Origin of the sequence: Treponema sp. Marseille-Q4132, from assembly GCF_014334835.1 — a bacterium.
GTDB classification, from domain to species: domain Bacteria; phylum Spirochaetota; class Spirochaetia; order Treponematales; family Treponemataceae; genus Treponema_D; species Treponema_D paredis.
Map to the genome: position 1 here is coordinate 1,248,436 of NZ_CP060591.1, position 26,824 is coordinate 1,275,259.

The 26,824-nt window shown below is 49.6% G+C and carries 22 protein-coding genes; 11 read left to right on the plus strand and 11 right to left on the minus strand.

Annotated features, from left to right (window positions below; genetic code table 11):
- Positions 1–80: 80 nt before the first annotated feature.
- Complete coding sequence (locus H9I35_RS05760; RefSeq protein ID WP_187420612.1) at positions 81–878, plus strand: DUF4846 domain-containing protein; 798 nt, start codon at positions 81–83, stop codon at positions 876–878.
- 100 nt (positions 879–978) lie between these two features.
- Positions 979–1,695 (plus strand): hypothetical protein, encoded by a 717-nt coding sequence (locus tag H9I35_RS05765; protein ID WP_187420613.1) that lies wholly within the window; start codon positions 979–981, stop codon positions 1,693–1,695.
- Positions 1,696–1,848: 153 nt separating this feature from the next.
- On the opposite strand, the gene H9I35_RS05770 is transcribed toward H9I35_RS05765, so the two are convergent.
- Positions 1,849–3,129, minus strand: a complete 1,281-nt coding sequence (locus H9I35_RS05770; RefSeq protein ID WP_187420614.1) for a class I SAM-dependent methyltransferase — start codon at positions 3,127–3,129, stop codon at positions 1,849–1,851.
- Positions 3,130–3,174: 45 nt separating this feature from the next.
- On the opposite strand from H9I35_RS05770, the gene H9I35_RS05775 reads away from it, so the two are divergent.
- The 4 genes from H9I35_RS05775 to H9I35_RS05790 all read left to right on the plus strand — a co-directional run bounded on the left by H9I35_RS05775 (position 3,175) and on the right by H9I35_RS05790 (position 8,215).
- Positions 3,175–3,930, plus strand: coding sequence for a ParA family protein (locus H9I35_RS05775; protein ID WP_016521991.1), 756 nt, complete (start codon positions 3,175–3,177; stop codon positions 3,928–3,930).
- On the plus strand, positions 3,923–4,879 hold the full coding sequence (locus tag H9I35_RS05780; protein WP_187420615.1) for a ParB/RepB/Spo0J family partition protein: 957 nt from the start codon (positions 3,923–3,925) through the stop codon (positions 4,877–4,879). The genes H9I35_RS05775 and H9I35_RS05780 overlap by 8 nt, the downstream gene beginning before the upstream one ends.
- Positions 4,880–5,288: 409 nt before the next feature.
- Positions 5,289–7,232, plus strand: coding sequence for a DUF4139 domain-containing protein (locus tag H9I35_RS05785; protein ID WP_187420616.1), 1,944 nt, complete (start codon positions 5,289–5,291; stop codon positions 7,230–7,232).
- 89 nt (positions 7,233–7,321) lie between these two features.
- Positions 7,322–8,215, plus strand: a complete 894-nt coding sequence (locus H9I35_RS05790; protein ID WP_252722735.1) for a YitT family protein — start codon at positions 7,322–7,324, stop codon at positions 8,213–8,215.
- A 29-nt stretch (positions 8,216–8,244) separates the two neighbouring features.
- Here H9I35_RS05790 and H9I35_RS05795 read toward each other — a convergent pair whose 3' ends face one another.
- From H9I35_RS05795 to mntR, 5 genes are all read right to left on the minus strand, one after another.
- Positions 8,245–9,102, minus strand: a complete 858-nt coding sequence (locus tag H9I35_RS05795; RefSeq protein ID WP_187420618.1) for a metal ABC transporter permease — start codon at positions 9,100–9,102, stop codon at positions 8,245–8,247.
- A 183-nt stretch (positions 9,103–9,285) separates the two neighbouring features.
- Positions 9,286–10,167: a metal ABC transporter permease gene (locus H9I35_RS05800; RefSeq protein WP_187420619.1), complete on the minus strand. Its 882-nt coding sequence runs from the start codon at positions 10,165–10,167 to the stop codon at positions 9,286–9,288.
- Between the two features lie 30 nt (positions 10,168–10,197).
- The gene (locus H9I35_RS05805) at positions 10,198–11,088 is read right to left on the minus strand and encodes a manganese/iron ABC transporter ATP-binding protein (RefSeq protein ID WP_187420620.1); all 891 of its coding nucleotides are present in this window, start codon (positions 11,086–11,088) and stop codon (positions 10,198–10,200) included.
- Between the two features lie 13 nt (positions 11,089–11,101).
- On the minus strand, positions 11,102–12,052 hold the full coding sequence (locus H9I35_RS05810) for a metal ABC transporter substrate-binding protein (protein ID WP_187420621.1): 951 nt from the start codon (positions 12,050–12,052) through the stop codon (positions 11,102–11,104).
- A 237-nt stretch (positions 12,053–12,289) separates the two neighbouring features.
- Positions 12,290–12,763, minus strand: a complete 474-nt coding sequence (gene mntR / locus H9I35_RS05815; RefSeq protein WP_256397993.1) for a manganese-binding transcriptional regulator MntR — start codon at positions 12,761–12,763, stop codon at positions 12,290–12,292.
- 354 nt (positions 12,764–13,117) lie between these two features.
- Here mntR and H9I35_RS05820 point away from each other — a divergent pair, with 354 nt between their 5' ends.
- From H9I35_RS05820 to H9I35_RS05835, 4 genes are read left to right on the plus strand one after another with little or no spacing between them, the layout of a single operon-like run.
- The gene (locus tag H9I35_RS05820; protein WP_187420745.1) at positions 13,118–13,738 is read left to right on the plus strand and encodes an ATP-dependent Clp protease proteolytic subunit; all 621 of its coding nucleotides are present in this window, start codon (positions 13,118–13,120) and stop codon (positions 13,736–13,738) included.
- Positions 13,739–13,744: 6 nt separating this feature from the next.
- Positions 13,745–14,650 (plus strand): GNAT family N-acetyltransferase, encoded by a 906-nt coding sequence (locus tag H9I35_RS05825; RefSeq protein ID WP_187420623.1) that lies wholly within the window; start codon positions 13,745–13,747, stop codon positions 14,648–14,650.
- Positions 14,651–14,679: 29 nt separating this feature from the next.
- A complete protein-coding gene (locus H9I35_RS05830; RefSeq protein ID WP_187420624.1) occupies positions 14,680–15,480 on the plus strand; it encodes a DbpA RNA binding domain-containing protein in 801 nt (266 codons plus the stop codon).
- Entirely contained in the window at positions 15,480–16,169 is a 690-nt protein-coding gene (locus H9I35_RS05835) for an MBL fold metallo-hydrolase (RefSeq protein ID WP_187420625.1), read from the plus strand. Before H9I35_RS05830 ends, H9I35_RS05835 begins: the two co-directional genes overlap by 1 nt.
- Before the next feature lie 46 nt (positions 16,170–16,215).
- Here the strand turns inward: H9I35_RS05835 and H9I35_RS05840 are convergent, their stop codons facing one another.
- On the minus strand, positions 16,216–19,965 hold the full coding sequence (locus H9I35_RS05840) for a UvrD-helicase domain-containing protein (RefSeq protein WP_187420626.1): 3,750 nt from the start codon (positions 19,963–19,965) through the stop codon (positions 16,216–16,218).
- A gap of 14 nt (positions 19,966–19,979) precedes the next feature.
- Positions 19,980–22,859 carry a PD-(D/E)XK nuclease family protein gene (locus H9I35_RS05845; protein WP_187420627.1) on the minus strand — a complete coding sequence of 960 codons (2,880 nt, stop codon included), beginning with the start codon at positions 22,857–22,859 and terminating at the stop codon, positions 19,980–19,982.
- A 101-nt stretch (positions 22,860–22,960) separates the two neighbouring features.
- On the opposite strand from H9I35_RS05845, the gene H9I35_RS05850 reads away from it, so the two are divergent.
- Positions 22,961–23,692: a hypothetical protein gene (locus tag H9I35_RS05850; RefSeq protein ID WP_187420628.1), complete on the plus strand. Its 732-nt coding sequence runs from the start codon at positions 22,961–22,963 to the stop codon at positions 23,690–23,692.
- 60 nt (positions 23,693–23,752) lie between these two features.
- Here H9I35_RS05850 and H9I35_RS05855 read toward each other — a convergent pair whose 3' ends face one another.
- Genes H9I35_RS05855 through H9I35_RS05865 form a run of 3 tightly spaced genes read right to left on the minus strand, consistent with a single transcriptional unit; the run spans position 23,753 to position 26,824 of the window.
- On the minus strand, positions 23,753–24,754 hold the full coding sequence (locus tag H9I35_RS05855) for an ABC transporter ATP-binding protein (protein ID WP_187420629.1): 1,002 nt from the start codon (positions 24,752–24,754) through the stop codon (positions 23,753–23,755).
- On the minus strand, positions 24,751–25,767 hold the full coding sequence (locus H9I35_RS05860) for an ABC transporter ATP-binding protein (protein WP_016522008.1): 1,017 nt from the start codon (positions 25,765–25,767) through the stop codon (positions 24,751–24,753). The genes H9I35_RS05855 and H9I35_RS05860 overlap by 4 nt, the downstream gene beginning before the upstream one ends.
- 7 nt (positions 25,768–25,774) lie before the next feature.
- Positions 25,775–26,824 (minus strand): ABC transporter permease, encoded by a 1,050-nt coding sequence (locus H9I35_RS05865; protein ID WP_187420630.1) that lies wholly within the window; start codon positions 26,822–26,824, stop codon positions 25,775–25,777.

The following is a 26,824-nucleotide window of genomic DNA, read 5'->3' on the forward strand; positions in this document are numbered from 1 at the left end:
GGTTCGGCAAAAAACGGCGGAGGATTTTTGTGCGATTTAAAATAATGTTAGACGGACTGCCTGTCAGACAGCGGAGAAAAATGAAAAAACATATTTTATTAGGATTATTTTTTCTTACGATAATAGAAGTATACTCTCAAAATATTAATCAAAAAGGAAATTCAATAATTGAAAGATTTTTACCCCCTGAAGGATATGAGAGAGTTGCAGTGGAAGAAAAATCATTTGGAAACTATTTAAGAACATTTCCGTTAAAAAAATACGGCTCACCTGTTTTATTGTACAATGGCAATGAAAAAAGAAATAAAGTTTATATTTCGGTTTTTGATTTTCCATTATTAAAAACAGATTTAATTCAATGTGCAGATGCAGTAATAAAATTACAAGCTGAATATTTATATAAATATGGCAAGTATTCAGAAATAACTTTTCATATTACAAATGGAATGATTGTTCCCTTTGAACGCTTTCTTAACGGTGAACAACTTATTGTTTCGGGAAATAATGTAACTTGGAAAAGCGGATATAAAAAAGAGGCGGTAAGAGACAGCTTTGATGATTATTTAAAATTTATTTATAGCTATGCCGGTACATATTCACTTTCTAAAGAAGCAAAAAGAAAATCCATAGGTAATATTACACCGGGTGATTTTTTTATTTACGGAGGGAGCCCGGGACATGTTGTTCTGGTATTGGATGTAGCAATTAATAAAAAAACCGGAAGAAAAATAATGTTACTCGGACAAAGTTATATGCCTTCACAAGAGTTCCATATATTAAAAAGTTATGAAAATATAAATCCGTGGTATTTTGTAGAGAATGAAGTATTAAAAACTCCGGAATGGACTTTTGAAAAAGGGAGTTTGATGGAATTTTAGCAAACATCTAACACCGTTTTCAAAGCCGCCATTGCACTTTCGTGCAATACGATTTAAAATAATGTCAGACGGACACCCGTACCGGGGCACAGGAGACAAAATGAAAAAATATATGGAAGCTCTGATAATAACAATTTCTTTATTATTATTCGGCTGTGCATCTACAAATCCTAGAAATTCAGGAACGAAGACGACTGAAGCCGAAAAAGCAGCATCAAAAATTTCCGATACCAGAGAAACAGTTGAAAAACAATTATCAAATGATGAAAAAGAAATTTATAATTATGTTTTTGCCGTTTTATTACGAAACAATTCTTCAAGAGTATCTGTTGAAAACGGGAAAGTATCCGAAATCCCTACAACTAAAATAGTTGTTTCAAATATAACTTCATCAAGAATAGATGTAAAAGAAGGTTATGAAAAATCTTCTGCAAACTATAAATATTATTTTGCAGGTAAAATGAATTCAAATTACCTGAGTGCATTTGATTCTTTCATTGAAAACAATAAGACTTTTAACAATATTGCCGATTTTATTAAATCCGATAACAGGATAATTTCTCTTGAAGAATTAACTTCACGAATGAAAAAAGCTTCAGGCGTTTCCGATTATTGGGATAATTTTTATAAAACTGCTCCGGAAGCTTGCGGAAAATTATCTGTTTCAAATATCGGATTTAATCCTGCAAATGATATAGCGATTATCGAAATTTCATTCCGTAAAAGCGGATGGAGCGGTTATACAAATTATTTAGTGTTCGGAAAGAAAAACACCGGTTGGAAAGTGATCGACGTTTTACAAACGGTTGTTTCATAAAAAAAAGACCGATACATCGTCTTTTCATCGGATCATCTTCGGCATTTCGGCGGCCGCCGGTTATAAACTTGAACGCTGTCCGCCGCAAGCGGACGCCGTATCCGCTTGCAGCGCTAATCGGTGACGCCCGCACTCTGCCGCAGTGAAGCGAATTCAGTGTTTTGTTTCCTGCTCGGCAGCCCCCGATTCATGCAGCAACTTTCGCAGCACGGGCTCGGCGTGCAGTGCATCGGTAAGCGCTTTTGCCTCTTTGCTTGTACGGGCTTCGGCTTCTGCGGCGGAAGCTTTCGCTTTTCCTTCGCCCGCTTCCCGTTTGACGGCGCGGATCAAAATATTTTTCGGCGTGTGTTCGAGCGCGATGAATTCGAGGAGCTTGACGTCGTAACCCGCTTTTTCAAGGTATTCGGCACGGAGCGCATCGGTTGCAAGGGCGGCAAAACGCTCTTTGATGATGCCGTATTTTAAAAGCGGAGCGAACGCGGCGTCCGCGGTATTTTTATCGAGAGCGGCGTTCAGTTCGTGCTGACAGCAGGGTACGCTTAAAATCGCTTTGCAGCCGCAGTTCACGGCATAGGCGAGCGCGTAATCGGTTGCCGTATCGCATGCGTGCAGCGTGATGACGATGTCGGCTTTATCTCCGTCCGCATAAGAGGCGATGTCGCCTGCGGCAAAGTCGAGCCCTTCCGCTCCGAGCGCCGCCGCCGTTTTATTGCAATAAGCGACGACGTCTTTTTTCAAATCGAGTCCCGTAATGAGCGCGTCGATTTTTTTTATCTCTTTGAGGTAATAGTGAAGCGCAAAGGTGAGGTACGATTTTCCCGAACCGAAATCGATGATGCGAAGCGGACGCGAAGTGCCCACCGAGCGCATGACAGCAGGAATGATATCGTCGATAAATTCGAGAAAGCGGTTTATTTGCCGGAATTTATCGTACTTCGACGCGACGACTTTTCCTTCCGCCGTCATCACTCCGAGAAGCACGAAAAACGGCGCGGGTTTTCCTTCGGGGATGAGGTACTTTTTTGTACGGTTGTGTCCTCTCGCACTTGATTGCCCGGCGCAGGAATTTCCGCACCCCGCGCCGCCGAATTCCGCATCACCGCAGTTCGAGCCGAATCGTTCGGACGGCGCATTTTCGATCGATTTTCGGAGCGTCGTCGTCTTTCCGTTTTTATTTCCGAGTATCGTGATGATTTCGGTTTCCGTGCGCTCGACGCAGTTTCTAAACGTCGTACCTGCGTGCGTTTTCAAAAAATCGCCGAATTCTTCTTCCGTGTAATACTCCTGAAAGGCCTGCGTCGCGGTAAATTTTTCCGCAAAATACGCTTTGCCCGAAGAAGCTGCGTGCCGTTTGATTTTTATGCGCGTGTACGGTCTGCCCAAAATCGCTTCGACGTTTTTTACCGGTTTCGAAAACGTTGCCGAAAGTATCATACTATCGAGTATACTATTTTCCGAAAAAATGATATAGTAAAGCGTATGGGTAAATGTCTCGTATTCGTAAATCAAAAAGGCGGCGTCGGTAAAACGACGTCGGTTATCAATATCGGCGCATATATGGCGCTCGCCGGCAAAAAAACGCTTCTCGTCGATTTCGATCCGCAGGGCAATATGTCCAGCGGCGTAGGAGTATCGAAAGACAAGCCGACCGTTTACGAACTCATCGCCGACCTCGCATCTCCCGCCGACGTCATCAAACACGCGTCGGTAAAAAACCTCGACGCCGTCAGCGCTTCCATCGATCTGTCGGGAGCCGCGATAGAACTCGTCGATCAAAGCGACCGCGAATTTTACCTTAAAAAAGCGCTCGAAAACTTAAAGAACGAATACGATTACATTCTTATCGATTGTCCGCCGTCTCTCGGCATTTTGACGCTGAACGGTCTTGCCGCCGCGGACGCGGTGCTCGTTCCGATGCAGTGCGAATATTTTGCGCTCGAAGGCATTACGCTCCTGCTCCAAACGGTAAAAAAAGTGCAGCAGGGCATCAACAAAAATCTTGTGATCGGCGGTATATTTTTTACGATGTATGATTCACGCACGCGCCTCGCGCAGGATGTGGTGACGCAGGTAAAGTCGTATTTTAAAGATCTCGTTTTTTCTACGATCATCCCGCGCAACGTGCGGCTTTCCGAAGCGCCGTCCAGAGGTCAGCCCATCTGCGAATACGATCCGTCGTGCGTCGGAGCGGTCAGCTATAAAAAACTTGCGGAAGAGGTGATGCGTCGTGGCTAAAAAAGGCGGACTCGGATTGGGACGGGGACTCGACGCGCTCATGAAAACGAGCGGAGAAGATCGGAAGGACGCTTCCGTCGGCGCGGATATCGTATCCGTATCGGATATCGCCGCCGGTGCGAAATTGCCCGAAGGTATAGAATCGGATGCGGACGGCGCGCTGTGGGCGGACGTCGCGCTTTTACAGCCGAATCCCCGCCAGCCCCGCAAAGAATTCGATCAGGCGTCGCTCGAAGAACTCGCTTCTTCGATCAAAGAACACGGCATCGTGCAGCCGATCATCGTCGAACCCGCAGGTGAAAAAAACTTTTTTATCATCGCCGGTGAGCGGCGTACGCGCGCGGCAAAGCTTGCAGGACTTCAAAAAGTTCCCGTGCAGATACGGCGCTACAACGATCAAAAAAAACTCGAAATCGCGCTCATCGAAAATATTCAGCGTACCGATTTGAATCCGATCGAAGAAGCAGCTGCGTATTACAATCTCATGCAGATGGGAGATTTGAGCCAGGACGAAGCGGCGCAGCGCGTAGGCAAAAAACGTTCGACCGTTGCGAATGCGCTTCGGCTTTTAAAACTCCCCGACGATATGCAGGCTTCTCTCATCGAAGGAAAGCTTACGGCAGGTCATGCGCGTGCGCTGCTTTCGGTCGTAAACCCCGCAGATCAGCGCGTGCTTTTTAATAAAATTATCGCGGGCGGTCTTTCCGTGCGCCAAGCGGAAGAAAGTGCCGCATCGTTCAACGGCGGAGGCAGAGCCGCAGACGCGAAAAAAAAGCAAAAAAAGCGCGGAGCAAAAGATACCGATATCGCCGCGATCGAACAAAGGTTTATCGAAAAGCTCGGTACGAAGTGCAAAATCAACGGAACGCTTGAAAAGGGTTCGATCGAAATCGATTATTTCAGCCGCGCCGATTTGGACAGAATCTACGCCCTCATCTCCGGAACATAATTTTCCGTTTTACGTTCGGCGCTGCCGGAAACTGCGGTACCGAAACGTACGCCTCTTTTTTGTAACTGCATACGCGCGCATCTGTTTTTCTACGGAGGATGCCGTGAAACATATTTTATTAATATCAATTTCGAGTTTTCTAAAACTCGAAATCTTCCATCCTGTCCGCAGATCAAGTGAATGGCGATTTTTGAAAACAAATAATATTGTGCGGAGACGAGGTTCCGGCCGCGTGCCGTTTCGAGCGTTAGGCTTACGGAAGCCTGCTTCAAAAGCTCGACTGCGGCTAAGCGGACGGGTTCTCGCCGAAAGCACATCTTTTATTATGTCTCAATTTCAAAAATCGACATTCATACTATTAATATCTTTATCGATTGCATCTGCAGCTGTTTTTGCACAAGGAGCGCCTATGTATAAGGACACGACGGTTCCGCTGAAAAACGTGACGCTGTATTCGTCGGGCGTCGCCTATTACGAACACGAAGGAGAAGCATCGGGTGCTTCCCGCATCGGTTTATCGTTTACGCCGGAACAGATCAACGACGTTTTAAAATCGCTTATCGTTTCCGATTCGGCGGCGAAAAATATTTCGGTCGCCTATCAGTCGGAAGACGCGCTTCGGAAAATTCTCGAAAGTTTGAGCGTCAACCTGAGCGAAGTTTCGGATTTGGCCGATATATTGTACGCCCAGCGCGGCGCGGAGCTTGAAGTCGTCACCGGAGAAAAAGCCGCCGAAAAAATCGTCGGAAAAATTCTGACGGTCGACAGACGCGAGCGCGAAGCCGGCGGCGATACGCTTTCGCTTTTTGCTTCCGACGGCGTTCACATCGTTCCGTTCAAAGAGATACGTTCGTTCCGCTTTACCGATCCCAAGCGCGGAGAAGATTTAAATACCGCACTTTCCGTTTTACTTCGCTCTTCATCCGCTTCGAAAAAAAATCTTTCGGTTCTCATCGATGCGGAGGGAAAGCGCTCGGTTCGCCTCGCATACGTTATGGAATCTCCCGTGTGGAAGCCGACGTATCGCATCGACGCGGGTTCCGGTACTGCCGAATTTCAAGCGTGGGCTATCGTCGACAATTCGACCGACATCGACTGGAACGCGGTGCGCTTGACGCTGACGACCGGACGTCCCGTAGGATTCAAACAGAATCTCTATCCGCCGTATTTTACATACCGTCCGACGCTGCCCCTCATGGCGGGTGCGGCCGCCGCTGCGGAAACCTACGATTCCGCGTACGGAGAAGCCGATGAAGCGTACAATGAAGCTTCCTCTCCGCGCATGATGATGTCCATGAACAAAGTCTCCGCCGAAGCGAAAATGAGTTCAAGTTATGATTACGGCGATTCGATTCGCGATACCGTAAACCGGAACGTCGCGGCATCCGACGCGTCCGCCGAAATGTTTACGTTTACGCCGGTAAAACCCGTTACGATCGGCCGGCAGGAAAGCGTTATGATTCCCATCGCCGCGGTAAAACTGCCCGCCGAAAAATTTTCCGTTTTTTCGAATATGCACCTCAGAGAAAACACGCATCCGAAATTCTGCGTCCGCATCGAAAATACGTCGGGTATGAAATTCCCGGCAGGTCCCGTTTCCGTTTCGTCAGAAGGCGCGTATGCGGGAGACGCCGTACTCGAATTTTTGCCGGCGGGAGACACGCGCATTATCGGCTACGGCGACGATATGGAAGTGAACGGCAGCTTAACGAAAAAATCTTCGTCATCGATCGATACGGTAAAGATCGCGGGCGGACTTTTGCGAACTACGAAAAAACGCGTTTACGATTCGACGTATACGGTAAAAAACTCCGCCGCAAAATCGCGGAAAGTCCTCATTGAACACCCGATCACGGGCAATGCCGCCCTCGTTGCGACGAAAGCGCTGCTCGAAAAAACGCCCGCCCTTTACCGCTTTACGCTTTCGGTCGATAAAAATGCAACCGGAACGCTCGCGGTAAGCGAAAGCGAAATCGTCGAAACTACCGCCGCTCTCATAAAGATGACCGCAAACGATTTTATCGCCTACTCAAGCGATGCCGATATGCCGAAAGCGGTGCGGAAAGCGTTTGAAGACATCGCGGCGAAAAAGGCTAAGCTCGACGAAGCGAAGAGCGACTACGAAAAACTTTCCGCCGATTATAAAAGAATCGGCGACGAGCAAAGACGCGCGCGCGAAAATCTCGAAGCGACGGGTTCTTCGACTGCGCAGGGCAAACAATTTCTCGACAAACTGATGCGTCTCGAAAGCGAACTCGATTCGATTAAGACGAAGACGGAAGGTGCCCGCGCGAATCTCGACAAAGCCGAAAAAGATTTTTCCGATTATCTGAAAACGGTAAAAGCCGGCTGAACGACAAAATATATTTCCGCTTGATACTGTATAATCGGTAATGCATATTTCATTTGCCACGAGCGGGAAAATAGTATATGCTTGCACCTATGCGACAAACGGTACATAAAATTGTTAAAAAGCACATGGAAGGCGTCGGTGCGCACCTTCGGCGGATAATGCTCATTCTCATTGCGGCGGTCATTCCCGCACTCAATATGAAAACCTTTATCCGTGCGGGAGATCTCTTTCCCGGAGGTTTTACCGGATTGACACTGCTCATCCGGCACGTTGCGCACACGTATTTTTCGCTTGATCTTCCGTACAGCCCCGTCATGCTCGTCATAAATGTCATCCCCATCGTCATCGGCTTTAAATATGTCGGCCGACGCTTTACGCTGTACACATGCCTCATGGTTGTCATATCTTCCGTACTCGTCGACATCTTTCCCGATTTGGCAATCATCGACGACGTGCTGCTGTGTGCCGTTTTCGGCGGTATCATTGCGGCGTTTTGCGGCTATCTGTGTCTCCGCGCCGGAGCGTCGGGCGGAGGTACGGAACTCATCGCCATCTTCATTTCCGAAAAATGCGGCAGAGATGCGTGGAATTATATGCTCGTCTTTAACGCGGTCATTCTTTCGATCGCGGGCGCCATCTTCGGCTGGGAGCGCGCACTCTATTCGATCTTTTTCCAATTTTCAGCGACGCAGCTGCTCAATTCCATATATAAGCGTTATCAAAAGACGACGCTCCTTGTCATTACGAACCGCCCCGACGACGTGTACCGAACGATTCACGAAATTACTAACCACGATGCGACAGTCTTCAAAGGTACCGGATGCTACTTGAGAGCCGAGCGCGATTTGGTCTATTCGGTCGTCGCCGCGGACGAAGTGCAAAAAGTTGCGCGTAAAATTAAAGAAGTCGATACGCTCGCCTTTATCAATATCCTCCACTCGAAGCAAATCCTCGGCCGATTTTTCCTTCGCCCGAACGATTAAAACAATCGGGCGTTCGGCGCTTTTCCATGTCAAGAGCCGGAAGAACGCTTCCGTAATTTCCGGCGTACAATCATGCCGTACTTCGGCGCAAACATCATCGTCAAAACGAAAAACAGCGCTTCACTTAAAATAATGCACGCTCCTGTCGCTCCGTTCAAAAAATAGCTTACATATGTTCCGACGAGCGCACTCGATGCGGCCGACAGCGCTGAAATACAGAGCATGCGGTTAAGTCTGTCCGTTAAAAGATAGGCGATGCAGCCGGGTATAATCAGCATTGCAACCGTAAGCAAAATCCCGACCGCTTGCAATGACGCGACGATCGTCAGCGCCGTAAGCGCAAGAAAAAGATAATGTATAAACGCTACGTTGAGCCCGATCGCTCTCGCATGATTTTGATCGAACAAATACAAAAGAATATCCTTGCGCTTGGCGACGACCAGCACAAGCGTTATGAGCGAACAGACAACCGCCTGTATCATATCGCGCTTTTCAATTCCCAAAAGGCTCCCGAACAGAATGTGCATAAAATGGATGTTCGAACTCACCTTCGTAACGAGGATGAGCCCCAGCGCCATCATGCCGGTAAAAACCGCGCCCATAACCGAATCTTCGCGGATGCGGCTCCGCTCTTTTATCCAGCCCGTGGCGGCCGCGTTGAGCAAGCCCGCCGCAAAGGCGCCGACTCCCAACGGAATGTGAACGAGGTAGGCGACGACGATGCCCGGCAGTACGGCGTGCGAAATCGCATCTCCCATGAGCGACCATCCCTTTAAAATAAGGTAGCACGAAACGACTGCGCACACGCAGCCGACCAAAGCCGCAATCACGAGCGCCTTTACCATAAAGCCGTACATAAACGGTTCGATAAGTTTTGTCCACAACATACCTTTCTCCCAACTGACTTCCGCTTATTAATTTTTATTAATTTTTTTCGGGCGGCTCGGTTTCCGCACCTGCGAAAACCGCCGGGCTTTCCGGGGTTCCGCTGACGCTGCATCGTCCTCGTCGCTGCGCTCCTGCGGTCGACGGCTCCGCCGCCCCTCCAACCCCTGCCGCAAAAAACACTTTCAGCCTTCGGCCGTTCTTTTTGCAAAAAAAGCCCTTATAGCCTTTGCCGCGTTCAGCTTTGCCGCAAGTATTCCGTGACGCGGCGCAAAAAAGAGGACGGCCAAAAAAAACAAAAACTGCAGCGTAACGATGCAGCCGCCTGCCGACCCGTTCAAAAAATAACTGATATACGCGCCGGCGGAAGACGTAAGCAAGCCGATAATCGACGCGAGGCGCATCATCGAAGAAAAATTATCCGTAAGCAAATAGGCGGCTGCTCCCGGCGTTACAAGCATCGCGACGACCAAAATACTGCCAACCGTCTGCAGCGCGGCGATCGCCGTAACGGCAAGCAGCGTAAGCAGCAAGAGGTACAAGACATTCGTGTTGAGACCTATCGCCCGCGCCTGCGCCGGGTCGAATGAAAACAGGCGCAAGTCCTTCCACTTAAGCAAAATAATCGCCAAGCTGCTTCCGGCAATAATCAGCGTTTGAACGATGTCGCGGTCGGCAATGCCGAGGATGTTTCCCATAACGATCGTCGAAAGCGTTATGTTGCTCGGAAACAGCGAAATAAGCAAAACGCCCAGCGCAAAAAAAGTCGTATACACGATTCCGATAACGGCGTCTTCGCGGATCCTCGTGCGCTTTTTTATAAACCCCATCGCTCCGGCGGCGAGCATACCGCTTATAAACGCGCCGACCGAAAACGGTATGCCGATTATGTACGCGACCGCAACGCCCGGAACCACCGCATGCGATAAGGCATCGCCGAGCAGCGACCAGCCTTTGAGTACGACAAAACACGAAAGCAGCGCGCACACACCGCCGATAAAGCCGCTGACGAGAATCGCCTTTACCATGTATTCATATTGAAACGGAATCAATAAATTCGAAAGCATTCATATTCCTCCGCAATTCCGTTACGCCGATTATTTCGGCGAAACGACTTCGGTATTTCTGACGCCGCGCCGATAGGGCTTGCCTTCCCGCTTTGTAATCAGAGCGCCTTCATCGTCGGTAAACACTCTGAATTCGTGCGCGCTGTCTTCCGGATTGTCGGTGTGATCGAGTTTAATAGTACGCAGCGCGCCGCCGAAGGCTTTTATAAGATTGTCGGCCGTAAAAGTCGTTTCCGTCGGGCCTGCGGCAAGCACCGTTTTGTTGATAATCACGACGTGATCGCAGAATTCGGGAACCGAACCCAAATCGTGTGTCGACACGAAAATCAAGTGGCCGTCGTTTTTAAGCTCGCGCAAAAGATCGATTATCGCCATTTCGGTTTTAACGTCGACTCCGGTAAAGGGCTCGTCAAGCAGGATGATTTTTCCCCGCTGCGCCAAAGCGCGCGCAAGAAAGACCCGCTTTTTTTGCCCGCCGGAAAGCTCGCCGATTTGCCGGTCTTTAAAGTCAAGCATTTGGACGCGCTCAAGGCTGCGCTCGGCAATTTCTCTGTCTTCCTTATTCGGCACGCGCAAAAAATTCATATAGCCGTAGCGTCCCATCATAACGACGTCCCACACACTCACGGGAAACGACCAGTCAACTTCTTCCGACTGCGGCACGTAGGCAAGCAAGTGATGCTTTTGCGCCAGCCTCACCGGTTCGCCGCAAATCGTTACGGAACCGCTCATCGGTTTAATAAAACCCATTATCGTTTTAAAAAGCGTGGACTTGCCGCTGCCGTTTACGCCGACGAGCGCCGTAATCGTTCCTTTTTGCAAGCGGAACGACGCATCGTAGAGCGCAACGTGGCCGTTATTGTACGCGACGCTTACGTTTTGTACCGCAAGTTCAACGGAAACGTCCCTATCGGTATTCATATTGTGCCTCGCATTATTTTAATAAACTGACCTGAAATCCCCTTACAATCGTATCCGCATTGTATTCGAGCATTTTCAAATACGTCGGCGCGTCTCCGTCTTCATAGGTTAAAGAGTCGACATACAAAACGCCCCCGTAACGCGCGCCGGTTTCTTTGCACACTTGCAGCTGCGGCTTATTGCTGATCGTGCTTTCGGAAAACGCGACGGGAATGTGATTTTTCCGTATCGTGTCCACAACCTTTTGAATTTGCTGCGGTGTGCCTTCTTCGTCGGCGTTTACCGGCCACAAGTACAATTCCTTCATATTGCAGTCCCGGATAAGGTATGAAAAGGCGCCTTCGCAGGTTACAAGCCAGCGCTGCTCTTCGGGGATTTCGGAAAGCTTGTCCGCCAAAAAGGCGTCGATTTTTTTAATGCTTTCGCCGTAGGATGCCGCGTTTGCGTTAAAGGTTTCGGCGTTGTCCGGATCCAAAGCGACAAAGGCTTTTCGGATATTTTCGACATAGACGAGGGCGTTTTTCGGCGACATCCACGAGTGCGGATTGGGCATGCCGTTGTACGGACCTTCGCCGATACCCAGCGGCTCGATGCCCTCGCTCAGCGTTGCGCTCGGCACGTTTTTAACGCTTCCCATAAATTTTTCGAACCAGCGCTCAAGGCCGAAACCGTTGCGCAAAACCAAATCCGCAGACTGCGCCTTTACGACGTCGAGCGGCGTCGGCTCGTATTCGTGAATTTCCGCACCGGGCTTTGTAATCGATTCGACGAGAATCTTATCACCCGCAATATTTTGCGCCATATCCTGCAAGATCGTAAAGGTCGTTACGACGCGCTTCGGCCGCGCCGAATCCTGTGCATCTGCTGACGCCGCGCTTTTTTTTGCGCATCCAGTAATACAGACGCCGCACAACACTGCCGCCGCGGCAATCGAAGCGGCGGTAACCCCTATGTTCTTTTTCATAACAACTCCTGTAACAAGCGCTATTTCAAACGCCGTTTTTTATCATAACTCCCGGCAATATATGTAGTTTATACTACATATATTGCCGGACTTCCCCCCTGTCGACACTCGTAGCAGTCGGGGTATTCCGACAATGTAGTATGTACTACATATCGCCCGCCATAAATGTAGTACATACTACCTTACTTTGTCAAGAGGTAAACCTTAAAAATTATAGAAAAAAAATGATGCGGGAATTTAATCTTTCGCTATAAAGTTTTTCATGCACTCGAGCGTTTCGGAACTGATGTGATGTTCCAATCCTTCGGAGTCGATCATCGCGGTTTTTTCGCTCACACCGATTTTCAATAAAAAATTTCGGACAATACCGTGCCGCTTGGTACATTTACGCGCAAGCGCACAGCCTTCGTCGGTAAGGAGTATCGGTTTGCGGGCTTCGTTTTCTATAAAACCGTTGGCTTTTAAGCGCTGCAAAACCTGAATGACCGATACGTGGCTCACACCGAAATACCGCGCAAGATCCATAACTCGGCACTCGCCCCTTTCTTTTATTATCTTTGCGATGACTTCGGTATAGTCTTCGAGTATTTCCGCCGCATGATCGGCGCGGGTACGTAAAAAAGCAAGCGATGCTTCCGTTTTTTCTTCCGACATTATGCGCTCCGTCTCCGTATCGTTCGAATCCTTTTCGGCATACGAGCTGCAAAGGATTCCGCATTATACACTATAAACCGTTTTTTTTCAAAAGGCCGGCTGCAGACGATTAGAAATGCCGTATGCATAAGCTTTACCTGTATGAAATTTTCGTGCATACCGCTTGGCAATATGCAATCAACAACCCCGACGCAAGCGTCGAGGTATTAAACCCTCCGCACGAATAAGAACGAGGGACGGCGAGAGCGAAGGCTTTTCGAAAAGATTTTCGGCGAACAGGAATATGACGGCACGGCACAGGCGAAAACTCCCGCCTTGCTCACAACGCATTATTTCAGTATATTATTATAAGTTATTTTCCAACCGTTTGACGGTATTTTGTTAGGAGCAATCGTGTATAAGTATGTGACGATGTCGCCTCGGTGCGATGAAGACGACGATGAAAAGAAAAAGATGCCGGAGATGCCCGATCCGCTTACGGAAAAATTCTTAAAGACGCGGCAGATTATCCTGTCGGGCGAAATCAATAAAGATTTGGCGGACAAAGTCGTGCGGCAGCTGCTCGTGCTCGAAGCGGCAGACGATAAAAAAACGATCTATATGTATATCGATTCGCCCGGCGGAGATGTCGATGCGGGTTTTGCGATCTTCGATATGATCCGCTTTATCAAAGCGCCGGTAGTCCTCATCGGCATGGGACTGGTTGCAAGCGCGGCCGCCCTCGTGCTGCTCGCCGTTCCGAAAGACAGGCGCGCGGGGCTTCCGAACAGCCACTATCTCATCCACCAGCCGATGAGCGGCATGAAAGGCGTCGCGACGGACATCGAAATACACGCGAAAGAACTTGCAAAAACGCATGCGAAACTCAACCGTATCATCGCCGAAGAAACGGGTACGAGCGAAGAACAGGTCGCAAAAGATACCGACCGCGACCACTGGCTCGACGCGGACGAAGCGACGCAGTACGGCCTTATCAGCCGCGTCGTCAAAACGCGGGCTGAAATTGTCAAAGGCGATTCGGCCACAAAATAAATCGATATGACGTTCCTTTTGACCGAAGAGCTTGCGGATGCGATCGCATCTGCGCTCGAAAATCAGGAACGGCGTTTCGTCGTGGACGCTGAAAAACAAGAGCTTTCGGATGCGGCTTCGGTCAAAGCGGATGAAGTACGCTACTATGCGTTACCCGAATGGGATTCCGCGGCGGGTTTTAAATTGCGGGAAGCTTTCGCCGCTTCCGTATATGCGCCGCTTGTAAAAAGCGAACTGATCGAAGTTTTGCATTCGGGAAGGGGGGTGTTCAGAAATTTCAAGACTGTCTTAAAAAGATTTCCTGAAGTCGAAAAACGGTGGCATCGATTCAAAAATAAAAAGCTCCGTGAATACATCGGCGGATGGTATAACGATTTGCGCGAAATATGGGGTTTGGAAAAGCTCGATCATATCGTCGAAGAATACGATGATTTGCTTCGAAACGACTTCACATTTCAGGCATACGATTCCGCACGGGACGCGGATTGCATTCTTCATTCGGTATGCGTGCGCGGTTTTTGTTCCGCCTTGCCGGACGATACGGATTGCGATGAAATCGAAAACGCCGCAGGCGAATTATGGCGGCATCTTTTTGCATTCGGGGAGTCCATGCGGCAGACGGGTTTTATATGCCGCACGCCGAACGGCGATTTTGCCGGATGCATTACGGCGGCGGACGTTTCGTCCCGAACGGAAACGGCGGCCGTCTTAACAAGTTTTTTCGTGCCCGAAAGCTATCGCGGATTGGGCATCGGAAGCGAACTTTTTTCACTTTGCCTCGCCGATCTTCAAAAGCGGGGCAAGCGTTATGTAGTGACTGCAAACACGATTATACCCGACAGCCTCGTCGCTCTGTTCGAGCGCAACGGTTTCCAAAAAACAGGCTCGGGTTTTGCAGCGAAGATTCAGTAATTTTTATTTTGATTTGAAGAGGTAATGATATGGCATTCCAACGGGAGATTGAAATCGACAAAGAGCGCGTAGCGTCTTTTTTGAAAAACGCGCTGAACAAAGTGATGACCGAAGAAAATCCGGATCTGCTCAACGACTTAAAGAAAATATTCAAACAGACGATTCCGTTTTCAAAACGCATGTACGTCGCCGCTTATCTGACAAAGGAGATGCAGGGGAGATTTCACGGCGTTCCGAATGCGAGACGGAACGGCAATTCTCCGCACGGTGCGCGCGGAGGAAGAAATTTCAAAGATGCATCCTACGGCAGACCTTCGTATGACGAGCGAAGAGGAAACGGAGAATCGTTTTCGGGCGAATCCCGCGAAGAAGCGCACAGTCCGCATCCGCGCGTACAGATCGACGAATCGCTTGCCGCAACGATATTCATCAGCATCGGGCGGAACAGACGCGTGTATCCGCGCGACCTCGTCGGTCTCCTCGTAAGCGTCGCCGGTCTCGATAGAGACAGGATCGGCGATATCCGCGTACTCGCAAATTATTCGTTCGTGCAGCTGTTCAAAGACGATACGGATAAAGCGATCGCCGCGCTCAACGGCTACGATTACCGCGGTCGAAAACTCGCGGTGAGCTTTTCCCGCCAAAAAGACGATGCGGATGAGGACACAAGCGCCTATACTTCCGATGCGCACGATACGGTGCAAACGGCGGAAGACGAAAAAGCCTATGCAGCGGCTGAAAAAGCGGCTTACGACAAAGAGCCTTTCGCTTCTCCTTCGTACAAGAGCGAAAACGAAAACTCGGAAGGAAGCGGCGACTACCTCGTGTAATGGAAACATTAACGATTTTACGGACGGGACCGCTCGGCGTAAACACGTACATCCTGCCGCTTGCAGGAAATGCGGTATGCATAGTCGATCCCGCCGCCTCCGCCCTCACCCGAGACGAAACCGAAATTACCGGATGGCTCGCCGAACACAAAAAAGAGCCGCGCGCCATCGTTTTAACGCACGGGCACTTCGATCATATTTTAGGGCTTGGGGTTTTAAAGCGCGCGTACCCCTCCTGCCCTATCGCAATTCACAAAGCCGATGCACCTTCTCTCGGCGGCTCCTCGCCTTCGTCGCAAATCGAATCGCTTCGTCTCATGGGGCTTGAAGCCGTAGCCGACGCTCTTCGCGATATGCCGCCTCCAGATCTGACGTTTTCGGGAGGAGAGACGCTCGGAGAAGTCATACCCTGCGAAAAAGAGGACGTGCGCGCTTCTCTTTTGCAGTGGAAAGTATTGCACACGCCCGGACATACGCCCGGTTCGATTTGCCTTTACAGCGCCGAACGGCACGAGCTCATCTCGGGCGACACCATATTTTACCGAAGCTCGGGCCGCACCGATTTACCCGGAGGAGATGAGCGCACGATGCTTTCAACGCTCTCTTCGATCAAAAAAACGATTCCGCCCGAAACGCTCGTATACCCCGGACACGAATACTGCGGTTTTCCGATTCGGGAAAATTATTAATATGATTTGAGAGAGCTCCGCCGATCGATTCGATCTCCCGCACAATTCACGAGCCGATTGCGTTGTCTTCGAGTGAAAAATCTCCGTACGGGATTTCCGCAAACTCGTCATGCCTGACGTAGTAGAGCACGCAGCGTACATTTTCTTCCGGCACATTGCCGAGATATGCGGCCGCCTTTCGATAGCACGCTTGCTGACGGTAATACCGCGCAGGATCTATTTCGTGATCGGTTTTATAATCGATAATCGTATACGTGCCGTCGCCGTTATCGAAAACCAAGTCGATCGAACCCGTGACGATATAAGAATCGATGCACATCTTAAAGGCGTATTCGGTTTTTATCCAAGCGCCTTCATCCCGCGCCTTTAGGGCACGCGCGCCGTATTCGGACGCGGCAAAGCGCATGCAGATTTTTTCACACACGGAAAGTATTTTTTCCTGCTGCGTTTCGGAGAGTTTCCGCATATATTTTTCCGAAGCGATTTTTATACCGGTGAAATCGCACCCCTTCATTGAGTTTTCAAGACAGGCGTGAACGAGCGTGCCGAATTCGTCGAAACCGAAGCGCACGTTTTCTTTTGCAAGTTTTTCAAGCAGCTCGTCGATTTCGGGATAGAGCTCGCCTCCTGCCTTCTTTCCTCCGCCGGCAGACTCCGTTCGCACCGCAGTTTCAGCGTCGGCACTTTGTGCAACATCTTTCGTGAGGCCTGCCTCCGTGTCATAGAATTTTTCCAACGAACTCGGCGTGATTCGTTTCGAAAGCACTTCCGGCATTTTAATAAAATCGATTTCGGAAGACGAAAAGAGCGCGTCGGCGTCCCGTATTTTACGCTTCCGCAGAACATCGATAGATTCGGGTATACGGGAAGACACGTATATTTCCCGTTTCGATTTTTTTTCGATGCATTCAAGGTCGAAGGGCGCGCCGCTTGTATATTGCACCGCAGCGTCCGAGTCTAGAAAACCGGGATAATAATATGCGATGACAGGATCCAAAACGGATGCATCGCTTACGCGGTGTTTATGATCTTTGTCATACGAATACGTTCCGACAAAATAATAATCTTTGATCGCGCGGGTTGCACCGACGTAGATCAAACGGCGGAATTCGGCGATATCTTTTGCAAGGTTTTCTTCTCGCTGTTTGATAAAAAAATAATTCCTCTCGCCTTCGGCGGGCTTCAGCGAAACGCCCGCTTCTTCGCTGAAAAAATATTTTTCTTCGCTGTCGTTTTTTACTCCGTCGAAAGCGCCGAGTACGAATACGTGATCGAACTGCAAGCCCTTGCTTTTGTGAACGGTCATTATTTGAACGGCATCTCCTTTTTCGATCGGATAGGATATATCGCCTATTCCCGTATCATCGTCTCCGAAATCGAAACCTTTATCCGCTTCTTTTTGAGATGCGAGCATATCGACAAAATACGAAGCATCTTTTCCGTCGGAGTCCGCCTGCCGCGCCGCTTCGAACAGCAGATCGTATTGCTCTGCAAAGAGGCTTACGGCGCGGTTTAACATCGTCTCATAGCGGTAGCCCATGTCATACCACAGCGTATTGAGCGTTTTCGTAAGCGGCTCGGCGAGCACGCGCTCTTTATGCGTTTTAAAAAAATCAGCTGCACGGATATAGCGCTTTCGTTCGACCGACCCTTCGGCAAATACGGCAGCAATTTTTTCATCGTCGGAAAAGGGAGCGAACACGAAATCTTTACTGCGATAATCCGATGCATTTGCCAAAATAATTTTCACATCGTTTTCGGTAAGACCGACGAAAGGCGAACACAAAAACGCGGCAAAGGCATTCATGTCCGACGGATAGACGCAGAGTCTGAGGAAGGCGTATATATCGTTTGCGGGCGCATCGGAAAAAAGATCGCTTTGCCGGTCGAGTACGTACGGGATGCGGAACTGTTCGAGCCGGCACTTTAAATAATTTCTCTTCGTACGCGACCTGTCGAGCACGGCAAACGACGAGTAGGGCTCCCCCGCTTCGTGCATTTTAAATATTTTTTCCGCGATATAATACGCGAGCTGTTCCTGAACGTCGGGTACGAGGTTCGATTTTTTTTCGGAAGCGTAATCGTCTTTGTTGTACGGCAAAAGTGCAAAGTGCGATCGGATATTCGATTTGTCGAGCGCGATCGGGGTCCCGCGTTCGTGAGTGCTTTTATCGACAAAGCGGGCGACGGTATCTTCCGTGTACATCGCTTCATAAGAGGCGCCCTGCGTTTGAGAAAAGAGAGAGGGGGTATCGCCTTTGCGGACGTAGTCATCGCCTGATTTATGGAAGCCGCCGAATATCTGATTAAAGCTCGTGAGCAGCTCCGGAAACGACCGGTAATTGTACACCATGCGGAGTTCCGCTTCGTCTTCGCCGCTGGCAAGGTCGCGCTTCAATTCATTGAACACCGACACGTCGGCTCCGCGGAATTTATAGATCGACTGTTTTTCATCGCCGACAAAAAATAATTTATCGCCGGCAATATTCGGCACGAGCGCCTTTCGGCTCGCAGACGGATCGCCAAAAGCGACTTCAGTATATTCGTCGAGGCGTTCGGCAAGGAGAAAGAGGAGATCGCGATTTCGGCCGTTGTTGTCCTGAAATTCGTCGATCATGATTTTATTGAATGCGGCCTTTTCCTGATTGCGGATGTCTTTTTGTTCGATCAATATTTTCAGCGCCATATCGCTCACGTCTTTAAACGTCAACGCGCCCGACGTCCGCTTTTGCCGGTTTACAAGCTCAAGCAGTTCGTCGAAGAGGCTGCACATGTCTTTGATGTACGGAAACTCTTTGACATACACGGCAAGGGATGTAAGTTCGTCGGCGTAGCGCGCAAGGCTTTCGGTACAGGCTTTTATCGCTTTCAGGGAAGAAGCGGCATTGCCGGGCTTAAACGCGGATAAAACCGTAACCCAATTCGCGACGGAAAAAAGTTTTTCGTACAAAGCTTCGTTCTTCTCCACATCGTCGGGTGAAAATACCGTCGAAGCGAAGTCGGGAAGAGGCTGTGTGTCGAGAAAGGAAAAAAGTTTTACGGCAGCACCGTTTTTTTGCCACTTTGCCGCATCGCTTTTCGCCTCATTGCACAGCGAAAGGGCGTTTGAAACTATATCGAAGAGGGAGCCGTCAGTCTTATCGCTTACGATTTTTTTCCACGCATCTGAAATTATTAATTTTTGTGTTTCGAGGGAACGCATAAACCGGCCGCTTTCGGTTGCAAGAGAAGTGTACTCGCCGATAATCTTTGCGACAAGGGAATCAGAAAACTCCTGCACTTTGCCCGCTTCGGCAAAACGGCGGACACCCGGCCGCGAAAGATTTTTCAATACAAAGGGCAACGCAAGATTTTTAATATTCCGTTCGCTGTCCGTACTCCCCGTCGTAAAATCCGGACGGATGCCGTAACGGTTCGCAGCCTGACGCACGACGGCGCCGCAGTACGAATCGAGCGTTTGAATACGGGCATCGGCAAATTCGCTTACCGCCCGCGCGGCGTTTTTTCTTTGACGTTCGGGCACCTGTTCGTTTTTTGAAAAAAATACGAGCGTTTTGTAAATACGCGCATACATTTCGGCGGCGGCTTTTTTCGTAAACGTCAGCGTCAAAACAGCCGGCGCTCTGATATCGTCGAATTCCATAACGAGCCATGCAAAGCGCGTAGCGAGTACTTGCGTTTTACCCGAACCCGCTCCCGCAGCGACGACGGCGTTTTTTACGGAGCAGCACACTTTTTTTTGCTGATCGTCGAGCGGATATTCCAAAAGGTCAAGGTATGCATAATCGTTTTTCATCGCAGGCTCCCGAGTTACAGTTTGTGAGATGCGACCGTATAGGCCGTGCGGCAAATCGTTTTAAAATCGCAAACCATACAGTCCGAATACACGTCGGGCGCGATGAGCGCGTCATCTCCGTGCCGTACGCCTCGAAGCGGTTCGGGATTTCCGTTTTCGACCGTTTCGTAAAAGAAGGCGGCATAACGTTCAAATACCGAAAGTGTCGGCTCATAGGATTTGGGCGTTTTTTTTGTATTTTCACTGTCGATAACGGCGGCATTTTTACCCGCATTTTTTATCGAACAGAAAATCATTTTATCCGCTTTCGCCGAATCGGCAAGATTCCACAACGTTATATACATGGCGCATTGAAAATTGTCGAGCGCACCCGTCGCTTCGTCCGCGCGGCACGAAGCGATCGACGGAAGAGCAGTGTTTTTATAATCCACGATGATGATCCGCCCCGCCTCATCCGAAAGTATGCAGTCGATTTTCCCGAAATACTTGTAACGCTTTTCGTTCTCCCACGCGTCGAACTGCGTTTCCGTCGAAACGACGCGGCAGCCGCCGAAGCCTTTTTCTTTTTTACAAAACTCGTGCAGAAAATCGATGATGATCTTTTCGAATTTATGCGATTGCTCTTCGAGTACGCGAAGCGCGAGCGGACTTTGATAAAAATCGAATGACTTGTCGTGAATCGCTTCCCGCGTCTTTTCTTTTATCAATTTTCGTATATCGTTTTCACGCTCCCCGAAAGTTCCGTCTTCATCCGTGACCGGCAGCGTATCAAAGGTTTTAAAAAGCAACTCCAGGATTTTGTGATTGATATTTCCCTGATCGTATTTTTCGAATAAGGACGCGTCGAGGGAATCTTCGCGGAGTTTGACGACCGATTTGAAAATCCACTTCCGGGGACAGGGAAAAAAATCGCGCATATCGCTTTGGCTGATCTTTACCGCAAAAGCGCCTTCGCTTGAAGAGCCGTGCGGTGTGCGGCGCTCTTTCAAAACATAGTCGATTATTTTTTTTACGCCGGCGTCTACGGACTGCGCGCGGGGAGCGTTTACGGAAAAATCCGAAGACGCCTTCCAATGTTCATACTGCGCCTTTTGCAAGTCGCTCAAAGCGCGGGGAGCATCCGATTCCGATAAAAACCATTTTCTTTCATTGAGGATAAAATCGTTTGCATCGAGTTCGTCGAACGGCGTATGATTTTTTTCGACGGGAGCGATATTGAAATACGTATGCGGGATTGCAAAGCCTGAGAAAGTCCGTTCGCTGCACGAAAAGATGCTCCGCACCCCGTCCGCATTATTAAATTTTCCGTACAGTCTGATAAAGGCGGTAGACGCCGCATCGGAATCGCGTATGCCGAGCGCGCGGCGTTTTTGCGTATTGAGAAAACCGAGCGGCTTACGGACGACGGTGAGCGCGTCCTGCGTACAGTTTATGACGATGTTGACAGGATAGGCGGCGCATGCGGCGACTTTATAATCGAAGACGGAAAGTCCCGAAAGCGCATCTTGCGGGCGATAGATTTTGCTTCTCAGCTCGTTGATAAAAAAAGAAAACGGCGAGCGAAGCTTCAAATCAAGCGGCACGATATAATCTTTTTCGATAGCGACAAGCGTCTCGAGCTCTGCAATGCAGCGGCCGAGAACATTGTTCGCTTCGACGCTGAACTCGTCATCGGCAAGGAATTCGTTTTTAAACATAAGCCACGCCGTCCGCAAGCCTTCGAAGGACTTCGCACCCGTAACGGCTTCTATCGATTTTTTTAATCGCTTGTATAATTCAAGCTCACGCTCGCTTCGTCCGGATTTGCCGAGCGATTCGATCCATACGTCCCCGCCGCCGTAATTGCAGATGCAGTGGAGCCGGTTCCCTTCGCGCACGAGGCTTTCGTTGAGCGCTTTGTTTTTCCACGGCACGCGCCCGTCGAGCACAAGACGGCGCACGCTGTCGTATGAATAATCGGTTTTGCGGCATTCGTCGATATCTTCAAAGATGCTGCCGGCGCTGCCGACCGTAAAACGCACCCCGCTTCGAACGACAAAGGGAATGCGGTAGTTCGTAAGTTCCCGTTCGATATACGGCCTGTAGGTTTCGAGGTCGGGAACGTGCAGCGCGATATCTTCATACGAAAGCTCTCCGCCGCTTTTTCCGACAATGTCCCGAATGCAGAGCGCCGTTCTTCGAAGCTCCGTCCTCGCGTCGGGATAGACGAAGACTTTGCTTTTATGCACTTCTTTTTCGGGAAGCACATACGAAGTTATATTTTCGGAAGCGGCGAAAACCGCTTCGTATTCATCGAAATCTTCAAGCTGTTCCGGATAAAAAATAATAAATTTTTTCCGCTCTTCCGTAAAGTCCGGCATGAGCCATGCAGGCTCGAACATCTCATCGCCTAAAAAATCGACATAGCGTCGGTAGAGCGTAAGATAATCTTCGTCTTCATCATCTGCCGCTTCGGGATTATCGCTCGTATAGCGGGAAAATTTTTCATACCACGTTTTCAAAAACGGAAGATTTCCGGCAATCCAATCGGTAAAGGAATCGGCTTCGTCGGCAAACTGCGGATGTACGATGCTCTTAAACAGAGGTTTACCGCTTCTGACGGCAGCGGCATTTTCTTCGATAAGATTTCGAACGAACACTTTTCGGAGCGCTGCAGGCACGGCATGACGGCCGCTCTCTTTTGCGACGGCATATTTTTCTTTAAATGTATCCCACGCGATAAAGCGCTCGAGCGCAACGGCTTTAACACCGGACGCTTGAGGACTTCTTACACACCGCTCCGCCCACGAAACGAGAGCGACATCGGTCGGAAAAACAAAGACCACATCTTCCTGTCCGAGATTTTCTTTCAGCACATCCGCGATGCGCGCCGGTTCAAGTTCAATACGTTTCATAATAATATTGCTGTAACCAGTATAGCACATAAAGCGTTTCATAGATACGGCAGGATTCAGGTACCCTGTCATACGCTATAAATTACAGCAAGGGGATTTTTATGAGAAAATTAATAATCGCAGGGCTTGCAGCGGCAATCGTATGCGGAGCCTTTGCTCAGCAAAATGCTCCAACGTTCGACGATCCGAAAGCATCCGTCATCGCCGTTTCATCCGCTGCCGTCCCGGGTAAAATGAAAGACAATATCAAGCTTATCAATTTGTCGGACGACGAAAATATTTCGTTCCGCGTATACATCTACAATTCGAAAAAGGCTTCGTGGAATCTGTACGGCAAAGCCTTGCTCAAGGGCTTTCACGACGGTGATACTATAGATTCCGATTTCGAAAGCAAAATAGGTAAAGTCGAATACGTCGCCGTCATTCCCGACGGAAACGGTACGTACAAATACGAAGCGGAAAAAAAGCACAACGACTTGCGTATTCGAATCTACCCTGCAAAAGAATCGGCCGATGAAAGCTATAAAAAAGATGCGGTAATAGCCGACGTTCGAAACATTCCCGGCGTTTTCAAAGACAACGTCAAATTCATCAATGAGACGAGCGATAAAAATATCTCGTTCACACTGTATGCGTTCAACGATAAAAACGGAACGTGGCAAAAGGCAGGCATCGCCGTTTTAAAAGACTTCGGCGATACGGACACGGTCGATTCGCCGCTCGAAGATTCGCTTCCGTCATACGCATACTTTGCCGTCGTTTCGCGCAGCGGAAAAACATACGCATACGATTTTAGAAAGGCGAATAAAGACTTTATCATCACGGTGCGGTGATAAGAGGTGTAAGCGGAGCGCCGAGCTCGCCGCAGGGAAAGCGGGTATTCCCTCCTTCCCTCATTCGTACAAAAAGCACGCGACCGAATGCCCGGACGCCGCTTGTGCGGGTTTTACGAACTTCGGCTGACACTGTTTGCATTTTTCCATGCGGTTCGGACAGCGGTCGTAAAAATAGCAGCCCGGCCGCTGCGTGTCGGGAGAAGGCACGTCGCCTTTCAATATGATGCGCTGGCGCTGCCGTTCGACTTTCGGATCGGGGATCGGAACCGCGGAAAGCAGCGCTTTCGTATACGGATGAAGCGGATTCGCATAGAGGTCTTTATATCCGCCCGTTTCGACGATTTTTCCGAGGTACATGACGGCGATCCTGTCGGAAATGTATTTGATGACCGCCAAATCGTGCGCGATAAACAGGTACGACAGCTCCATTTCTTTTTGAATGTCTTTAAAAAGATTCAACACTTGCGCTTGAATCGAAACGTCGAGTGCGGAAACGGGTTCGTCGGCGAGTATGAGACGAGGCTTCAGCGCAAGCGCGCGCGCAATGCCGATGCGCTGGCGCTGACCGCCTGAAAATTCATGAGGAAATCTGTTTTTGAAAAATTTCGAAAGACCGACGAGTTCCATGAGGTGTTCGACGCGAGAAGTGATGTCGGCTTCGGCTATATCGAGCAGTCCGTATTTTTTGTAAATGCGCATGGGTTCGGCGATGATTTCCGACGTCGTCATGCGCGGATCGAGCGACGAATAGGGGTCCTGAAACACGAGCTGCATATCGCGCCGGACTGCGATCATTTCCGACTTTTTCATCTTCGTCAAATCTTTTCCGTCGAGGAGCACTTTTCCGGCAGTCGGCTTATACAGCTGAGAAACCGTCCGCACGACGGTCGATTTTCCGCAGCCCGATTCGCCGACGAGTCCCAGCGTTTCTCCCTTGGCTATGTCAAAACTGATGCCGTCGATCGCGTAAATATATTTTTTTTTGCCGCCGAAAATACCTTCGCTTCCGTCGGGAAAATGCATTTTCAAATCGCGTACTTCAAGGATATTGTCGCTCATTTTGTCGTGTCCTCTGAGGTAAGTGTTCCGCCGTCTTTTTGCGCATAGAGCCAGCACGCCGCATGGTGCGTGCCCGAAAAGTCCACGACCGGCGGATAGCGGTTTTTGCACACGGGCAATGCCTTATGGCAGCGCGGATAAAACGGGCAGCAGTCGGGCAAATCGACGACGTTCGGCGGCTGCCCTTCGATCGAAAAAAGTCTGCTTTCGTCGTCGCGGTCGAGGCGCGGCACCGATTTGATAAGCCCCTGCGTATACGGATGTTTCGTATCGTAAAAAATATCTTCGGTCGTACCGCGTTCGACGATGCGGCCGGCGTACATGACGACGATCGTATCGCACACTCCGGCGACGACGCCGAGCGAATGCGTTATCAAAATGACGGCGGTTCCGAGACGGTGCGTCAAATCCTGCATCAAATCGAGTATCTGCGCTTGGATCGTCACGTCGAGCGCGCTCGTCGGTTCGTCGGCGATGAGTATGTCGGGATTGCACGACAGCCCCATTGCGATCATGACGCGCTGGCGCATACCGCCTGAAAACTGATGCGGATATCCGTCGATGCGTTTTTCCGCCGCGGGAATACCGGTAAGCTTCAGCATTTCGATCGCTTTTTCTTTCGCGGCCTTTTTGCTCAGCCCCTGATGCAGACATATCGTTTCGATCATCTGCGTCGAAATCCGGAGGTACGGATTGAGAGAAGACATCGGATCCTGAAAGATCATCGCAATTCTGTCGCCTCGTATTTCTCTCAGACGCGCATCGCTCATTTTTAATAAATCTTCGCCGTTAAACAGCACTTCACCGCCTTCGATTTTTCCCGGCGGAGTCTGAATCAAATTGATAATGGAAAGATTCGTAACGCTCTTTCCCGAACCGGACTCGCCGACAAGTCCGAGCGTTTCGCCTTTGTGCAGATCGAAAGTCAAACCGTCTACCGCTTTTACGACTCCCGCGTCGGTATAAAAATAGGTGCGGAGGTCTTTTACCTGTAAAATCACTTCATCCGTCATATATGCCTCACACCCTGTTTTTCGACTGCGGATCGAATGCGTCGCGCACGCCGTCGCCTAAAAAATTCATTGCAAATAAAAATACAGTCATAACGACTGCCGGTACGAGCAAACACCAGGGATAGAGCGCCATACCCTGCACACCGTCGGCAATGAGCGAACCCCATGAGGCAAGCGGCGCCGAAATGCCGAGTCCCAAAAACGACAAAAAGCTTTCGCTCATGATAAAAGACGGAAGCGACAGCGCCGTATACACGATGATGATGCCGACCGTATTCGGAATGAGATGATGCATGATGATGTGCCACGGACGGGCTCCCATCGAACGGGCGGCAAGAACGAACTCCATGTTTTTCAAACTCATCACCTGTCCGCGCACAACGCGTCCGATCGTAAGCCATGACACGAGTGCGATCGCGATAAAGAGGATGGCGACGTTGCGTCCGACGATCGCCATCATAATGATGACGACGAGCATATACGGCAGACCGTACATGACATCGACAAAGCGCATGAGAAACGAATCGATTCTGCCACCGGCGTAGCCCGCAATCGAACCGATGACGATACCGATGAGAAGCGCGGTCACCGTACCGATGAGGCCGACCATCATGGAAATGCGTCCGCCGTACACCGTACGCGACAGCATATCGCGGCCGAGAGAATCGGTACCCAACAAATATCTCCGGTTCTGTTCGGGATCGGTTTTATTGCGTTCTTCGATGGAAGCGATCACCGCCTGCTCTTCCGCGTTGTATTCGCTGCGCTTTTCCTTTGCCATCACTTTTGCAAAATACGCTTTGCGCGTTACAAGTTCGACCGCTCCCGCTTTTTGAAACGACGGCGGAAGATTCGTATGGTTGAGATTTTGCTGTGCATAGGGATAAAAAGGCAGCACCGGTGCAAGCAGGGCGATAAGCGCATAAACGACGACGATCAAAAAACTCGCGTATGCCATTTTATTTTTTCGCAGGCGGTTCCATGCATCCGCCGTCAGCGACACCGATTTCATTTCCTGATCGAATTCGTTCGTCGCTTTTTTTTCTTTTTTAATCAT

Coding starts and splice junctions, on each gene's coding strand:
- H9I35_RS05790 (WP_252722735.1), top strand. CDS start 7,322: ATGCGACAAACGGTACATAAAATTGTTAAAAAGCACATGGAAGGCGTC.
- H9I35_RS05855 (WP_187420629.1), bottom strand. CDS start 24,754: ATGAGCGACAATATCCTTGAAGTACGCGATTTGAAAATGCATTTTCCC.
- H9I35_RS05820 (WP_187420745.1), top strand. CDS start 13,118: ATGTCGCCTCGGTGCGATGAAGACGACGATGAAAAGAAAAAGATGCCG.
- H9I35_RS05840 (WP_187420626.1), bottom strand. CDS start 19,965: ATGAAAAACGATTATGCATACCTTGACCTTTTGGAATATCCGCTCGAC.
- H9I35_RS05805 (WP_187420620.1), bottom strand. CDS start 11,088: ATGAATACCGATAGGGACGTTTCCGTTGAACTTGCGGTACAAAACGTA.
- H9I35_RS05850 (WP_187420628.1), top strand. CDS start 22,961: ATGAGAAAATTAATAATCGCAGGGCTTGCAGCGGCAATCGTATGCGGA.
- H9I35_RS05810 (WP_187420621.1), bottom strand. CDS start 12,052: ATGAAAAAGAACATAGGGGTTACCGCCGCTTCGATTGCCGCGGCGGCA.
- H9I35_RS05845 (WP_187420627.1), bottom strand. CDS start 22,859: ATGAAACGTATTGAACTTGAACCGGCGCGCATCGCGGATGTGCTGAAA.
- H9I35_RS05860 (WP_016522008.1), bottom strand. CDS start 25,767: ATGACGGATGAAGTGATTTTACAGGTAAAAGACCTCCGCACCTATTTT.
- H9I35_RS05830 (WP_187420624.1), top strand. CDS start 14,680: ATGGCATTCCAACGGGAGATTGAAATCGACAAAGAGCGCGTAGCGTCT.
- H9I35_RS05765 (WP_187420613.1), top strand. CDS start 979: ATGAAAAAATATATGGAAGCTCTGATAATAACAATTTCTTTATTATTA.
- H9I35_RS05785 (WP_187420616.1), top strand. CDS start 5,289: ATGTATAAGGACACGACGGTTCCGCTGAAAAACGTGACGCTGTATTCG.
- H9I35_RS05770 (WP_187420614.1), bottom strand. CDS start 3,129: ATGATACTTTCGGCAACGTTTTCGAAACCGGTAAAAAACGTCGAAGCG.
- H9I35_RS05825 (WP_187420623.1), top strand. CDS start 13,745: ATGACGTTCCTTTTGACCGAAGAGCTTGCGGATGCGATCGCATCTGCG.
- H9I35_RS05865 (WP_187420630.1), bottom strand. CDS start 26,824: ATGATTAAAAAAGAAAAAAAAGCGACGAACGAATTCGATCAGGAAATG.
- H9I35_RS05835 (WP_187420625.1), top strand. CDS start 15,480: ATGGAAACATTAACGATTTTACGGACGGGACCGCTCGGCGTAAACACG.
- H9I35_RS05795 (WP_187420618.1), bottom strand. CDS start 9,102: ATGTTGTGGACAAAACTTATCGAACCGTTTATGTACGGCTTTATGGTA.
- H9I35_RS05775 (WP_016521991.1), top strand. CDS start 3,175: ATGGGTAAATGTCTCGTATTCGTAAATCAAAAAGGCGGCGTCGGTAAA.
- H9I35_RS05760 (WP_187420612.1), top strand. CDS start 81: ATGAAAAAACATATTTTATTAGGATTATTTTTTCTTACGATAATAGAA.
- H9I35_RS05800 (WP_187420619.1), bottom strand. CDS start 10,167: ATGCTTTCGAATTTATTGATTCCGTTTCAATATGAATACATGGTAAAG.